We start from the raw sequence: 16,047 nt of genomic DNA, 5'->3' as shown, positions 1-16,047 counted from the left end.
CTTGACAGAACTGATAAATTAAGAATATATATTTTGTATAACGATTAAATTAAAGCAAGGAAGTGTAAAATGCGTAAGATCAGTTTAATTTTTCTATTGCTTATCCCGTTTTTATTAGTTGCACAGAGTTTTAACGATGAAGGTATGATGGATGAAGAAACAGGTAGAGAATCCACTCCTTCTTCTCCTGCTTTAGGTTTAGGTGGCACCCTAGGTAATATCCTCATTGATGGCACTTATTACACTCAATTCCGTTTTCAGCCAGAAATCACTATTTGGAAATTTGGTTTGGGACTGGATATTGATTTACTAATAGATAGTAACGGTAATGTTCGTAAAGAGGATTGGGATTCCTGGGATGATGCCTTAAGTAAACTTTACTATTTTAGATTTGCACAAAGACAGGATCCTTTTTACTTTAAAGTAGGAAGTATAAATGATTATACTATGGGTCACGGATTGATATTTGATGAATACTCCAATATGTTACATTATCCTAATGTTAAACCTATTGGGGCTTATGTTGGAACCAATCTCAAGTCACTGGGAGCAGGTTTTGAGGTATTTACTCATGATGTTTCCAAAAATGAGATTCTTGGTGGGCATCTTTATATACAACCCCTAAAACCAACTGGAATCCCTATAGTTAAAAACCTTAAGATAGGTGCCAGTATTGGTATGGATAGAGACCCTTATGGCAAATATGAAGATTCTGATGGTGATGGCTATCCCGATGTTTACGATAAATTCCCCAATGATCCTTATTACTGGTTAGACACTGATAATGATGGCATACCAGATAATATGGATATAGACTTAAACGGCAATTCTATATTAGATCATCCTTCACTTAATCCTTATGTGAACAGTGAATTCCCTGGTATTGCCGATAATTATCCTAATTATCCGTTTGATACTCAAGTATATCCTGATGAAGCTATGCCCATAGATCAAAGCAATGAGATAACAATCTATGGATTAGATTATGAACTACCTATTTTAAATAAGAAGAGTTTTGGATTAAGTCATTATGCTGAATATGCAAAAATAGAAGATTATGGTAGCGGTATAATTTTCCCTGGATTTGCAGCCAGATTCTTAATCTTTAATTTAAATTTAGAATTCCGCAGTTTCAAAGACCAGTTTCTTCCCGGATTTTTCAATCATCTTTATGATGAGCAAAGGTCTCAGGTGGTATATACTACAATAGAAAGTGAAAATGGTCGTCGTTGTTATTCTTTAAAAACAAAAGAATCTGAATTAGCAGGCGTCACTTCCAGTTTAGGCTGGTTTGGCAGTCTTAAAGCCAATCTGGGAAACTTTGCCTATTTGAGAGTTACCTATCAGGATATGTATAATGATAGCAAGACCAAGGGTAAATCCTTATGGGGTGAATTAACTGTTATTCCTAATATAATACCAAAATTACAAGAAGCTTCAATTGTTTATGGACAATCTAATGTAGATTATATCAGTTTTGATACCTTACGTAATGAAAATGCCGAAATTGGCGGAAAGATTGTCTATAACTTGAGTAGCTCTTTTAATCTTGCTCTTCGTTATAACGAATATTATCGCGACCTGAATAGGGATGGCAAGATTAAAGGAAATGATGAAATAATTGAATCAATGTCTTTGGGGATAGAGTTTCAGTTTTAATCAAGTAGGAACAGTTGCTAACCAGAGAATACCCTGACCTCTGAGAGTAATTTCAGAAATGTCAGAAGTGATAAAAGCTGCTTTCCCTGGAGAAAGAATTTTTTGATGTTCCAGGATAGTGACTTCGCCCTGATAGCATAGTATTATCACAGGCATATTATGAAGCTGTAATTTCAAGTTTAGTCCTGGTATAATATGCAGGCTTTGGAGTTCAAATTCCTTTACAGGAACAGAATATATAAAATAAATATCGTCTATATTTTTAGGTAAGATTACCTTCTGCACATAAGGTTTATATACCAGAGTATTCAATACTTCTGGTATATCTTTATATTTGGGAGTTAATCCTGCCCGTAAGACATTATCTGAATTAGCCATAATTTCAATTCCTGCTCCATGCAGATAGCTATGCATAACTCCAGGTTCTAAAAATAGAGCTTCTCCTGGATGGAGAGTGTAGGTATTCAAATAAAGAGGTGATAACAATCCTGCATCTTCATTAAAGTGTTTCCGAATTAAGTTAAAAGCTGAGACCACATCTTCCGGTAGACTTCTATTTAAATTAAGTGAATGCTCTAATATCCTAAGAGACTGGTTTAATTTTTCGCCTGATACGCTAAGAACTTCTTGAGTAAAGTTTTTAAGGGTGGCTTCATCTTGTTTTTGCGCTAAAGTTGAGAGAGAAGGGAATAACTTATCTAAATTAACCTCCCGGAAATTAGCGACAATTTGATCTGGATTTCGGAAACCACAGAGAGCCTTGAACTCGGTAAGGGCACACAGCAATTCAGGTTTAGGATGAGGGTCACGATAGTTTCTGGTAAGAGAATCAAGTGGTATACCCCGCTTATTTTCCTGAAGGAAACCTTCCTTTGCCTTTTCTGCAGAAGGATGAACCTGTATGGAAAGAGCCTTCTCTGCCGCTAAGACTTTAAGCAGAAAAGAGAGTTCGCCATTATAAAGATTCTTGGCTTTGCCCAAGGCTTCAACTGGATGATTTAAGATGTATTCTCGTAAGGATGGTTGACCTTCAACTTCACTCAGGATAGATGAATCAGCTGGATGAGCACCAATCCACATTTCTGCTACTGGCTTGTCTGGATAAGGTTCCATTTTAAGCAGCTGAGGAATATAATAAGGTGAGCCCCATTCATAATGTTTTAACGGATTGCTAAGCAAAAAAACTGGCATAGGTTGACTTTACATTCTATTTAAACGAGCATCCATCAATTGAAGTAAGGGACTGAGCACGCTAAAGTGATGTTTGGCTTCCTGCATATAATAACGAGCTTTTATAATACGTTTTTGCTGAATAAGTAGACGGATAAGTTCTTCATATAAAGGAATTGAGTAGGGATTATCATTAAGCCCTTTTTCCAGAATCTGGATAGCCCTATTGGACATTCCACTTTTTACCGCACAATCGGCATAGATATAAATGTGTTCACTCTGAACTATATCTCCACTTTGTTCATAGTTGTAAAAAGCATTATAGGCAAGTAACCAATTCTGAAAATGAGCATAAATAAGAGCTTTTAGTAAAATAAGATGACGGTGCTCTCCGATTCTCTTTTCCGCCTTCCGAATGTATGTTTGTGCCTCTTCATACTCCTCTATATGCATTAACTGCTCAATTAAAAGGAAATAAATAAAAGGATTATTATCTATTAAATCCAGTAAGTCACGCATAATATTGATGCTTTCACGGTTTCTTCCCAAGTATGCCAGTGCCAAGGCTTTATTATAACGGACATCTACATTTTGGTCTTCTATCTCATCATAATACACAATCGCTAATTGATACTCTCCCTCGGAAAAAAGAGTATTACCAATGATTAATTTCAATCTATCATCATCTGGACTTAATTTCAGAGCGGATTGATAGTATTTGACGGCTTTGTTAAAAAGCTGGCGTTGCTGATAAAAATCTCCCAGAGCAATAAGTGGACGTGGGTCTTCTGGATTTTCTTCCGCTGCTTTATTAAGTAATTGCACAGCATAAATCCAGTTAGTCTTCATCAAAGCTTCTGCTCTCAGGAGAAGATTTTGCAATTCTTTTTCAGCCGCCATTGATTAAATCCATCCTTTTAATTTTTATATCTCTTATTATATTTTAAATAAATTTTAGTTTTGAGCACCTGAATTATATTATTAAAAAAGAACTATCTCCAATGAAGTCAATTAAGTTCTTTCAATATCTCTTCAATAGCTCTTAGTAGTTGAGCATCTTTTCCTGCAATTATATCTTCAGGTTTGTTTTCTACTACTATATCGGGTTGGACTCCATTCCCTTCCATATTTGTACCATCCAGACGATACCATCCAGAACCAGGTAACCGCATAGAAGATCCATCAAGCAATCTAAACTCCCAGGTTCCAATCACTGAACCACTGGTAGGTTGTCCCACAATTTTCCCCAATTTTAATTCTTGATACACGGTAGGAAATATCTCCCCGTCGGAAAAAGAATGTTCATCCACAAGTAAAATAGTAGGCTTAGCCCAGATACCACGAGGTTCAGGATTCAGTTTTCCACTATAACGACGGGAAGTAGAATAAGCGTAATATCTTTGATTAAGCATAGAGATGAGTTTATCGTGTATGTGTCCTCCGGAATTGCCTCTTACATCAATAATAAGCGCATCTTTATCTGCATTATCTCGGAAAACTTCTCGGCGGAAATTTTCATAATCATTATTCCCCATCGCTGGTATATGCACATAACCTATGCGGTCTTGAGTTAATTCTTTTACAATCTTTTTACTTTGTTCTGTTTTATAATCATAGTATAGCTTTCGCTGTTCTGACCAGGTTAGTCCATTCAGTTCCGCTTCAATTTTCTGACCCTCTTTTAGAATTAATAATTTAATAAGTTTACCGGCTTTTCCTGCCAGAAGTTTATCCAAAGAAGAATAAGGAGTTATAAGAGTTCCATCTATTGCTAAAAGAATATCACCATTTTGAATATGATAATAATCAGCTAAGCGAGATTGTGGATAAACCACTTTAATCGGGATGCCTTCCTCCAGAACTTGGCTATAATCAAATTCTAAGCCAAGATAAGCGCGAGCAGGACGAGGTTTGACCTTTTGAGGACGAGGATAAAATCCCGTATGAGATGCATTCACATCACCTATCATTTCATTTACTATCTGCTCTATATCGCTTATAGAACGTGCTCTTTCTGCATAGGGATAATAAAGTTTAAACAAGTCCTCCCAGTTTTTACCATGCATATTAGGATCATAAAAATTCAATCCAAATGCACCCCAAACCTGTTCAAACACTCTCAGATTGAGTTTACTTTCACTGAAACTATAATCGTAGTTTGCAGTTACTTCACTTATAGAATGTTTATCAAGATTATAAGCTTTTAATTTGCCATTTTCTAAGAAATAAAGAGAATTTCCCACCCAGCGAAGATTACTTATATTTTGACCTAAATTTTGAATGGTTTTTGAATTCTTTCCGTATATATTTGCCTTTTTAAGCTGATAAGAAGCGGTTTTATCGTGGGAATAAGATAGATAATAAAAGGTGCTATCATCAATGACTTTCCCGAGACTAAGGATTCTGTTTGATTCAGATAATATCGGATACAATCTTTTCTCAATACCTTCCCAGACAATATTTAGCTCCTGTTTTTCTAATTTTTCAGTTGAAGAAGGAGTAGAATCCTGATCTCTATTTTCTTCTTGATTTACAGTTTTGGTAGCTTTAGACGTAACTTGGGGATTAAGGATTTCTTTCCAGTTATCAACTTCGTATTCAAACTCATCCCGAGGTGCTAAATCCAGACGAAAGATTCCATTATTTCTACTCATAAGAATTGATTTATTATCAGGAGTCCAGAGCATTGAACGAGTCCAGGCATCATCGTTCATAATCTTTTTACTTTCTTGGGTATTAAAGTCATAAAGCCATAACTCTCTAATCCAAACATCTTCTCTGGTAGTCGCATAGATTCCATAATCACCACTGCTATTTATGGCAAAAATATTGAGAGCAGCGCGAGAATTATTGATAGGGCGGATATTATATAAGTTTGAATCGGCTACTGCTATTCTACCACTCATCAATTTGTCGCCATAAAAAATAACCCATTTACCAGAAGGATCTTTATATAAACCTTCAACATCCAAACTATCTGCACCAAACCAATCTATAGGAGTTACCTGCAAAAGACTATCACATCTAACTTTATAAAGTTTATCTATCCCCTTATCCATTCTGATAAGGACCAAAGTGCGGTTATCGTCTAAAAAATCCATATCTCCAATAGCAGTCTGACCATTATCTATCTGGACAACTTTACCACCTTTACGAGGCATAAAAAAAGCATCATATTTATAGGTGAAACCCACCAGCAATTCATCCGAAGAGATAGCAAAATCTTCAATATTGTTATATACTACTTCTTGATGTAGGTCTGGAATCCACATATCCTCGTCAATGAGGATTGGAACTTGAGCAGCAATCCCGGTTTCTGGATCCCAGTTCCAGATTTCATTAAAATATTCATAGACAAGGCGATCATTCTGGCGGGCTATAGATATATCTCGGGCAGACCAATCTGTTAAATTAGTAATTTGCTCAACCTTAGAAAAATCCAGGGATGTAACCCGATAAATTTGGAATCTTTCTCCATCTGATGCACAATAATACAAATAATCATTTACATAGGAAAAGCGAGGATAGCGCTCTGTGTAATCTGTGTAAGTTAAACGAGTATAGGTCTTAGAGGAAAGGTCTATTTTCCAGAGTTCTCCTGCCTGGCTTCCTTTATAAGCTTCTCTATAAGGATAACCATAGCGGTTAAAAACAAGACAGGAATTATCAGGAGAAAGAGAAGCAAATGGGTCTCCAATCTCAGCAATTAACTCAGGTCTCTTTCCAGAAAGAGAAAGTCTATAAAATGAAGTGCCAAATTCCAGAGTAGAACGAGTACATAATAATTCCTGACCATTATTAAACCAATCGCATACCGTGTAGCTCTCTTCTATGACTGGAATCGCTGAACCACCTGTTGCGGAAATAATATAAGGGAAAACATTGCCGTCCCGATCAGAGTTAAAAGCTATCAGTTTTCCATCTGGAGACCAAGCTGGACCCCATTCCTTTGCCTCTGTGGCAGTTAATCTTTTTGCACTTCCTCCCTGGAAAGGAACTAACCAGAGGTCTCCATCATAGACAAAACATATCTGATTACCATCAGGTGAAATGGCTGGATCGGTGGTAAAATCCGGAATTAGCGCAGTGCAGGATATAATCATAACCCCTAAACAAACTATAATCATTATCCTTTTCATTATTAATCCTTTAATCTATTTCTATAATTTCTAAACTTGGCTTTTTATCCTTGATTAAATATTCATTTTTCAATATGCGTAAATTAACTGGAGGGAAAACATCCTGAGTAACCCGGATTCTTAATTTATCTTCAGGAGGACGTTGGAGAAACTCATTTAGAGCATTATCTAATTCAGCTTCGCAAGCAGCTATTCTTTCATTTAATATTTCTATTTCAGCAGCATTAGCGAGTGGATTTTTTTTAAGTTGTATCATCTTACGAGTTAGTTTCATTAGGGCAGCTTTATGCCAGGGACTGATAGAAATTTCTACTTCAGTTAGTTTCCCTTCAGGATCACCTAAGTTTTGTAATTCAATATTCCCACCTGACTCCGTATGTCCTCCTTGTAACCAACCAGAAGGTCCAGAGATGCCATTATTAGCAATAATTTCGCTATCCTTAATCAGTTCCGTAAAAGTCAATTCCCCATAACATAGAACCTTTGAACATATAATCTTCTTGCAATGAACATCGCCTTTAATCTCTAAACCTGGGATCTCACAGTTCTTAATATCTCCTTGAACCTGGATATTGTCCTGACAACTTATTCTACTATCCACAACATCCCCCTGAATAATTAGTTTACCTGCTACAGCTATTTGTGCGCCTATGATATCACCAACCACTTCCAGAGAGATAGGTGCTCTAATAATTTCAGCAGGATAAGATATGCCTTCCTTAAGAATAACTTTATCTATAATAGAAATTCTACCTTCCTCATCAACGCGAGGAATCCCTGCACATTTCGCTAAATATTGTTGACGATTTATATCAAAAGTAACATTCTCACCTGCAATTTGTTGAGCTGCCTGTAAATCCAATTCTTCATCAGGTAGCATTTCTCCGTAAATGTCATATATGGAGCCCTGACGATCAAAGATATCATTGTTATAATCAGCAATCACAGTGCCCTCTTCAATACGGGTGAGATTAGGTAGGTCATCTAAATGAATCTCTCTTTGTCTCTGCTTTGCTTGATTCAGATTGAAATAATAGTTAAGTTTTGTTTCACCCTGCACTCGGGAACACATAGCTATGGGGAAAGGAATGTCAAAATCCTTTTCCATACTATGCTTCCGCATATATCTTTGTGCTTCTTCAAAACCATTCTTAATTCCAGCTCGTTCTAATAAGTCCAGAATATCCTTTTCATCTATAAGTTTATTGTCTTTCTTAATGGTTAACCAGGCCGAGAGCTTATCATCTTTGAGCTCTAATTTAATATTCCCATCCGGATTTGTCAGAATTTTACTCATCTATAAGTCCAATAAGGCTAATTTGGCGATTATCAGTTTTATCCCTTCTATAAGAAAAATATAGAGGCGATTCAAATGTGCAGGTATTTTTATGAACTATTTGATCAGAAGGGACTCCAGCTGCAAGGAGTTGCTGAGTTATCCCTGCTCTAAGGTCAATATGGCAAAAAGGAACTTTCCCGATTAAAAAACCTTGTTGTTCCATACACTCATTATAAAATCTCCAGGTGCCCTCATCAACAGTATAATGTTCCCCGCAAATTCCAGCACCAATGTAAGCAATTAAGTCCTGAGCCATAACCTCCAATTTTTCTTTCAGAGCGTTTATGGTCTTACCTACAAGATTTAATCGGGTTCCCTCTCTTCCACTATGCACAGCAGCAACCACGCGCTGTTTTTTATCTTCCAGCAAAATTGGGAAACAATCTGCAGTACGTATTAAAAGATATTGATTGGGAATTGCTGTAATTAGAGCATCAACACCCTGTATCTGAGAATGAGAACCAAAACCGGCACCATTATCTTTCTTTGAACATAGGTATACTTTATCGCTTGCTACTTGTTCTGCAATAACGCTTTGACTCGCTAAAATCAATCTATCACCCACATAAAAGTCTTTTTGATTAGCCATTAGACTTCTATAATCGTATTGTTTATCTCCAAAGAACACAAAAGTTTTCATTATACTGTCTCTGAGTATACTGGATGAACGGTAATGGGTCTATAGAGTTCAGTATTTTTATTCTTTACCAGCATTCTTAGAATGTTTTTGGAAACTTTGGGAACCATTTTAATCCCACTTAAAACCCATAGTAAACAAATTGCTGCACAGATAGTTAAGGCATAACGAGGTCCAATTTCCCGAGTTAACCAACCAAGTAATAAGCTTCCAAAAGGAGTTAGAGAATTTAAGGTCATAGTATAAACACTTAGAACTCTTCCTCGCATACTGGGATAAGATATTGTCTGTAATAAAGTGTTAGTTATCGCCATTTGAATGGTCAATCCCATCCCTACAAAGACCATCATTAACATACTCAACCAGAGGTTGGTACTCTGCGAAAATCCTATTAATGCAAGACTTCCAATACAACCCATCATAATAGAAACCCAGGGTAGACCCTTGATTGTTTTGCGTCCTGCCATATAAATAGCACTCGCTAAAGCGCCCACACCTGCACAGGTTAATAAAAGACCCTGAGTTCCAGCATTTCCCTTAAGGACATCCCTGGCAAACACCGGAATAACAGAAGTATAAGACATAGCAAAGAGCATAAACACACCAAGATTTGCTATTAGCCAGCGAATGGGAAGATTGCGCCAGGAATAACTCCATCCTTCTTTGATTTTAGCGAATATATTCTCTTTGCTTTCGGGAGGCTTACGATATTGAATACGAATTGCCATTAAAGAACCTATAACCGCCAGATAGGAAAGAGCATTTATTAAAAAACAAATGCCTTCACCCACCAATACTATCATTATCCCACCAATAGAGGGTCCCAGCAGTCTGGCAGAATTAAACATAGCAGAATTTGTAGCAATAGCATTAGGTAGCAAGGACTTTTTCCCCACTAAGTCCAGCACAAAATTTTGCCTAAAAGGAGCATCTACACCATCAACACAACCCTGAAACAATGCCAAAACAAGGAGAGGCCACCAACGGAGCTCATTTATAAAACCAGTTAACACTCCTGCTGCCAGGAGAGAAGCCTGTAACATAAATAGGATTTGCGTTCCGATTAAGGTTTCCCTACGATCCCAGCGATCAGCCCAAGCTCCAGCAAATGGACTTATAAATAGAGCAGGTATCATACTTAAAAAGGCAACCACACCAAGAAGAAAAGGAGAATGAGTCAATCTGTAAACATACCAGCTCATAGCAGTTCGCTGTACCCAGGTACCAATTAAAGAAATAAGCTGTCCCATAAAGAACAGTCTGTAATTACGCACCGTTAAGGAGATAAACAATTCTTTCAGCTTGCTCATGTATTTAACAGATATAATTAACCATTATGCTCCTAAGGATGTTATAAATTAGGAGCTATAATAGCTTTTAAGATTCAATCTTGAGGTTCCGAAGGAGGAGTTTGAGCCGCAGATTCTTGTTGTTCCTTAGTCTCTGGATTTTCAGGTGGTACAGGTTTAACACTATGTTCAAAACGAAGTTCTTTGGCTTTTTGATACTTCTTCATTATGATATCTTTTTCATCCTCTTCCACTTCTGCTAACAGAAACTCAAATATTTCGTCTGTGCCCAGAATTTCTTTTTCTAATAGAATAGCTGACATTTTTTCCAGGATATCAATATGACGCCGTAAGATATTCAGCGCACGATCATAGGCACGATAAATAAAGCCTCTAATTTCACTATCTACTAATTGAGCAGTTTCATTGCTATGAACATCTCTTTCCACTAATTCTTTACCCAGAAAAACTTCAGTTTGATCTTTGCCAATTGTCATAGGTCCAAAGGCATCACTCATACCCCACACACAGACCATCTTTTTGGCAATTTCGGTAACTCTTTCCAGGTCATTACTGGCACCGGTTGTCAATTCTCCAAATACTATTTCTTCCGCAGCACGTCCTCCTAAAAGCTCTACCATAGTCTCTTCCAGATACTTCCGGGAATAGTTCATTCTATCTGTTTGAAGAAAATGAGTAGCTCCAGCAGAAAAACCTCTGGGAATAATGGATACTTTATGCACAGGTTCCGTAGTTTCCTGAAATACAGAGGTCAAAACATGACCTATTTCATGAACAGCTGTGAGTTTTTTATCCTCTTCTGGGATTACTCTGCTCTTCTTTTCCTTTCCTAAAATTAGCTTATCTTTTGCTTCCTCAAAATCTTCCATATCAATTAGTTGCTTACCCTGACGTGCTGCCAGAAGTGCTGCTTCATTAACGATATTAGCTAACTCTGCACCACTAAAACCAGGAGTGCCCCGAGCGATAACTTCCAGATTCACATCAGGAGCAAGAGGCAATTTGGAAGCATGCACTTTCAAAATCTCAGTTCGTCCCTTAATATCTGGTAAATCAACCGTTACTTGACGATCAAAACGACCAGGGCGCAATAATGCAGGATCTAAAATGTCCGGACGATTAGTAGCGGCAATTATTATTACTGAATCATTGATTTCAAAACCATCCATTTCAACAAGAAGCTGATTAAGCGTTTGCTCGCGTTCATCATGACCTCCACCCAAACCTGAACCACGATGTCTTCCAACTGCATCTATCTCATCAATAAAAGTAATGCAGGGAGCATTTTTCTTGGCTTGGTCAAATAGGTCTCTTACTCTTGCTGCACCGACTCCCACAAACATTTCTACAAAGTCAGAGCCACTGATACTATAAAAGGGAACTCCAGCTTCTCCTGCAACTGCTCGTGCAAGTAGAGTTTTACCTGTTCCTGGACGTCCTACGAGTAAAACACCACGAGGAATACGAGCTCCTATTCTCTGGAATTTACGTGGTTCTTTCAGATAATCCACTATCTCTTGCAATTCTTCTTTTGCTTCATCTACTCCTGCCACATCTTTGAAGGTTACGGTAGTTCGATCACCCTGGTGCAATCTTGCTTTACTTTTACTAAAGCTAAATGCCTGAGTATTTTGATTACTTACTCCCCGCATCAAAAGCCACCAAAATACCAGAAGAAGAACCAGCGGAAGTAAATAGGATAGAATGCTTGCCCAATGAGAGGGTTTCTTGGTATTTATCTCAACCTTGTTTTCCAGTAATTGAGGCATTAAATTCGGATCTTCTAATGGAGGTAATAAAGTATGATATTTTTTCCCCGATAGAGTAGTATAAATCATATCCTGATCGGTGAAAGTAACAGATTTGATTTCGCCCTGAGCTAATTGAGCAGTGAACTCGGTGTAGCTGGCTTCAATTATTTGTTCCCGTCCTCCCAACCAACTGAAAAGTAGCATTAACCCCAGCATTACCATAATTATTATAAAAGTAAAAGAGATTGGTGTTTGAGTCGGACGCCCCGGAGGCATATTTTGACGCTGAGATTTAGGAGCCCCAGGTTTAACATTACGACGAGTTTGGTATGGTCTACTTTGAGGTGGCTGTTGCTTCTTTCCAGCATTCATTTTATGTCTTAACCGGAAGATGCGTATTAAACTAATCACCGAAATGATTATTAAGGCGATAACAAACCATTTCAATAGTTGCGAAAATTCTTGCATTACCGCTTCTTGAGAAGACTGGTCCATGGGTTGAGCAGGAGTGTTAACTGTATTCGCAGCACTTAAACCTGCATAACTCATTAATAATATTAGTATTAGACTGATATATTTCATTTATATAATTCTTCCTTCAATATTCCTAAATAAGGTAAATTCCGGTATTGCTCATTATAATCTAATCCATAACCTACTATAAATTCATTACCTATTTCAAATCCTACATAATCAAAACTCACATCTATTTTATGCGCTGCTGGCTTATCCAACAATACACATGTTTTCAAAGTTGCTGGTGAATGTTTAGATAAATATTCTTTTATATATTGTAAAGACAAACCAGTATCTACAATATCTTCAACAATTATAACATCTCTACCCGTTATGTCAAGATCAATATCCTTCCGAATCTTTACAACTCCAGAACTGGAAGCCTCTTTCCCATAACTTGAAATAGCAAGAAAATCCAATTCCACAGGAATAGAGATGCTCCGGCATAAATCGGCAAGAAACATAAATCCGCCTTTTAATATTCCCACCAGAATGGGGACTTTATCTTTATATTCTTGAGTGATTTGCATTCCAATTTCCCGCACCCTGGACTGGATGCGAAATTCATCAAAAAGCAAAGCTGCAAGATCACAGTTCATTTTATTCATTTTTTCTCTCCTGTTCTGCTACGATTTGCAGGTCTAAGCTGCTTATCTTGTATCTTTTCTGCAGTTATATGCAAAAAACGAGTACTATTATCATCAATTGCCACTCTCTGATCCAATCTTTTACCTGTTACCCAGAAAATTTTTTCTCCATCATCAAAGATTGGAATGTAATCCCGTTCAGATTTGGGCACCTTACAATTTATTAGAAAGTCTTTTAACTTAACTATCTGATTCATACCCAATGGCATAAATCTATCACCAGGTTTACGACTACGAATTACAAAAGGATATTTTACTTTATCTGCATCAAGGCATACTGTCAAAGGATCATTACTAAAACGATTGGGCAGCACTTTCAATAACTTAAAACTAAATCTATAATCACCCCAAACTACTCGTGAACGATCTTCTTCCACAACTATTGGCTCAGGAACGGGTTTGGGCTCTTCTGAAAACTTTATGATTAATTTATCATATTCTTTAACTACTTCTAATCCATTATTCAAACTGACCTTTTTACTACCTTCAGCTGCAAATAACTTCCTGATATTTTCAAAATTATGAGCAAAAAAGTCACGCCTACTTCCACTTATTTCTACAATTACTTCCCTTATAATGTAATACTGCTCTAATTTACTAAAATGTATTAGTGGGGGTAGAGAAAGAATAACTTTACTATTATCCTCATCTAATACTACCTTTTTTAGTAAGGACTTCATTCTTTTTAAAATCATATCTTCGGCATCGGCAAAAATCTCAGCTTGAGTTCCTAAACTGGTGGAGATTTGAGGGTTAATTTCTTGCTCTAAAAGAGGTAAAAGTGTATGCCGAATCCAGTTTCTTCTATAATTAAGCTCTTGATTACTTGAATCTTCTCTCCAGGGAATTTGAGCTTCTACCAATAAATCTTGCAATTCTTTTTTGGAAAAGCAAAGTAAAGGATGCAACACTATACCACTACGAGGTCTAAGACCAGCTAAGCCACTTAAACCGGCTCCCCTAAAAAGATTCAACAACATTGTCTCTGTCTGATCATTACGGTGATGACCTGTCACAATATAGTCAAATTGATAGGCATCTAACACTTGCTGAAAAGCTTCAAACCTTTTCTGTCTCGCTTGATTCTCAGATTTATCAGTTAAATTTATCTTACGTACTATTAGAGGAACTCCTAATTTCTGACATATACCTCTCACTAACACTGCATCAGCTTCACTTTCTTCTCCTCTCAATTGATGATTTATATGCACTGCTAAAAGTGTGATATCTATTTCAGATCTTAATAAAGAAAAAAGATATAATAAAGCTATGGAATCGGAACCTCCAGAGACTCCAAGTAATAACTTAGCTTCAGCAGAGAAAAGATTCTTTTCTCGCACATAATTTCTAAGTTTTGTAATACCTTGCTCTCTTTTGGTCATTACCAATCCTCTTACTTTTCCTCATTAAATTATTATTTTTTATAAGCCCTTGCTTGTCAAGTCCCTTTTACTACTTAAAAAATTCTTACCCTTTACTGTTCTATATCAAAACTACATAATCCCTGAAATCATAAGCTTAAACTAATATATTAATTTATCACCTTTAGTTAAATGGCTACTTATATAAATTGATATAGTTTTTATACTCCATAGCCGTATCAAGTCTTAGTATTATAAAAATTAAATAGCTACATCCCAAAGAAATTCTTTGCCCCACTTCTTATTATTCTGCTACTGCTAAAAATAAGGGCACGATAATCTCATCGTGCCCTTATATATTTATACCACATAACAACCCTTACCATTAAGGGAGTTATGGTATTTTATGATTTTGGGATACTATTTCATCATTATCATTTTTTTGGTGCTGCTGTATTTACCAGCATTCATCTTATAGAAATAGACTCCGCTGGATACAGGTTGATTATGACTGTCTCTTCCGTTCCAGATTACTGAATAATTACCTGCTATCTTGACCTCATTCACCAGTGTACGAACCAGCTGCCCCTTAAGGTTATAAACCTCTATGGTGACAGGACTGGTCTCTTTCACACTGTAGCGAATAGTGGTCTCCGGATTGAAAGGATTGGGATAATTACCCTGCAGCTCTGTTGCCAGAACAGGAACATTGGGATCTGCTAAAGGAGTAGCTTCAACCGTGACATCATCTAACAGGAAGATAAAGGCATCATGAGATACACACTGAATTCCGATATATGCATTTTCAGGTTGTCCCTCAATTTCATAGGTATATTCCGTCCAAGATACCGGTGCTTCTATATAGTTAGGTCCACTGATGATGGTGAAATCGCTCGGATTGGTTCCCGTGGTAGAGACACCTACTTTAAATCTTTCCAGACCATAAGTGGACACATAAGAGCGTGCCCAGAAGGTTATCTGAGCAGGACGATGCAGTAGCGGGGTAATCAACCAGTCATTATTAGGAGGAGTAGTTGCAGCAAAAGAAGCTGCTACTTTAGTACCAGTATGAGTTACATCTGGAGTACTAATCGGAGGAGTTGTAGCTGAGGGCACAAAGATGATGTATGCCATAGGTGAGAAGCAATTGGGGAAGCTTACATTTTCTATGCCCCAAGTTCCACTCTGGTCTACATCAACACAGGTCCAGGGTGCAAAGGTCAGAGCAAAGTTCTCATAGGTCTCAAAACTATCCTCCAGTATAATGTTGGTACTGCTGGGAGGAAGTATGAAATTCACCGTAGTAGTCTGATTATTTACCACTACCACATTATCCTCAGTAACTGAATCATAGCATGGTGCACTGGCGGTTACACTATGAGTTCCGGCAGGTACCTGCATACTATAAGCACCACTGGCATTAGTAGTAGCTGTAACATCCCCACAGGTTACTGTTGCTCCCATTATAGGTGCATTCTGTTGATTCTTAACCGTTCCAATTACGGTTCCTACCTCAAT

11 protein-coding genes are annotated in these 16,047 nt (G+C 37.2%); 1 reads left to right on the top strand and 10 read right to left on the bottom strand.

Annotated features, from left to right (window positions below; all coding sequences use genetic code 11):
• Positions 1-69: 69 nt before the first annotated feature.
• Entirely contained in the window at positions 70-1,659 is a 1,590-nt protein-coding gene (locus E0946_RS06645; RefSeq protein WP_133201692.1) for a thrombospondin type 3 repeat-containing protein, read from the top strand.
• Here the strand turns inward: E0946_RS06645 and manA are convergent, their stop codons facing one another.
• The 10 genes from manA to E0946_RS06595 all read right to left on the bottom strand — a co-directional run.
• Positions 1,660-2,850 carry a mannose-6-phosphate isomerase, class I gene (gene manA / locus E0946_RS06640; protein ID WP_133201691.1) on the bottom strand — a complete coding sequence of 397 codons (1,191 nt, stop codon included), beginning with the start codon at positions 2,848-2,850 and terminating at the stop codon, positions 1,660-1,662.
• A 9-nt stretch (positions 2,851-2,859) separates the two neighbouring features.
• Positions 2,860-3,729 (bottom strand): tetratricopeptide repeat protein, encoded by an 870-nt coding sequence (locus E0946_RS06635; protein ID WP_133201690.1) that lies wholly within the window; start codon positions 3,727-3,729, stop codon positions 2,860-2,862.
• 107 nt (positions 3,730-3,836) lie between these two features.
• Positions 3,837-6,968, bottom strand: coding sequence for a S41 family peptidase (locus E0946_RS06630; protein ID WP_133201689.1), 3,132 nt, complete (start codon positions 6,966-6,968; stop codon positions 3,837-3,839).
• A 10-nt stretch (positions 6,969-6,978) separates the two neighbouring features.
• A complete protein-coding gene (locus E0946_RS06625) occupies positions 6,979-8,265 on the bottom strand; it encodes a FapA family protein (RefSeq protein WP_133201688.1) in 1,287 nt (428 codons plus the stop codon).
• On the bottom strand, positions 8,258-8,947 hold the full coding sequence (locus tag E0946_RS06620) for a purine nucleoside phosphorylase YfiH/LACC1 family protein (protein ID WP_133201687.1): 690 nt from the start codon (positions 8,945-8,947) through the stop codon (positions 8,258-8,260). The genes E0946_RS06625 and E0946_RS06620 overlap by 8 nt, the downstream gene beginning before the upstream one ends.
• On the bottom strand, positions 8,947-10,254 hold the full coding sequence (locus tag E0946_RS06615) for an MFS transporter (protein WP_133201686.1): 1,308 nt from the start codon (positions 10,252-10,254) through the stop codon (positions 8,947-8,949). The genes E0946_RS06620 and E0946_RS06615 overlap by 1 nt, the downstream gene beginning before the upstream one ends.
• A 74-nt stretch (positions 10,255-10,328) precedes the next feature.
• The gene (gene ftsH / locus E0946_RS06610) at positions 10,329-12,587 is read right to left on the bottom strand and encodes an ATP-dependent zinc metalloprotease FtsH (RefSeq protein WP_277997833.1); all 2,259 of its coding nucleotides are present in this window, start codon (positions 12,585-12,587) and stop codon (positions 10,329-10,331) included.
• On the bottom strand, positions 12,584-13,129 hold the full coding sequence (hpt, locus tag E0946_RS06605) for a hypoxanthine phosphoribosyltransferase (RefSeq protein WP_133201685.1): 546 nt from the start codon (positions 13,127-13,129) through the stop codon (positions 12,584-12,586). Before hpt ends, ftsH begins: the two co-directional genes overlap by 4 nt.
• Entirely contained in the window at positions 13,126-14,550 is a 1,425-nt protein-coding gene (gene tilS, locus E0946_RS06600) for a tRNA lysidine(34) synthetase TilS (protein ID WP_133201684.1), read from the bottom strand. Before tilS ends, hpt begins: the two co-directional genes overlap by 4 nt.
• A 399-nt stretch (positions 14,551-14,949) precedes the next feature.
• A partial coding sequence (locus E0946_RS06595) for a T9SS-dependent choice-of-anchor J family protein (RefSeq protein WP_133201683.1) occupies positions 14,950-16,047 on the bottom strand: 1,098 nt, incomplete at its 5' end.

Origin of the sequence: Candidatus Syntrophosphaera thermopropionivorans, from assembly GCF_004353895.1 — a bacterium.
Lineage (GTDB): Bacteria > Cloacimonadota > Cloacimonadia > Cloacimonadales > Cloacimonadaceae > Syntrophosphaera > Syntrophosphaera thermopropionivorans.
The sequence above is the reverse complement of the archived record's forward strand: the minus strand, read 5'-3'. Positions and strand labels throughout refer to the sequence as shown.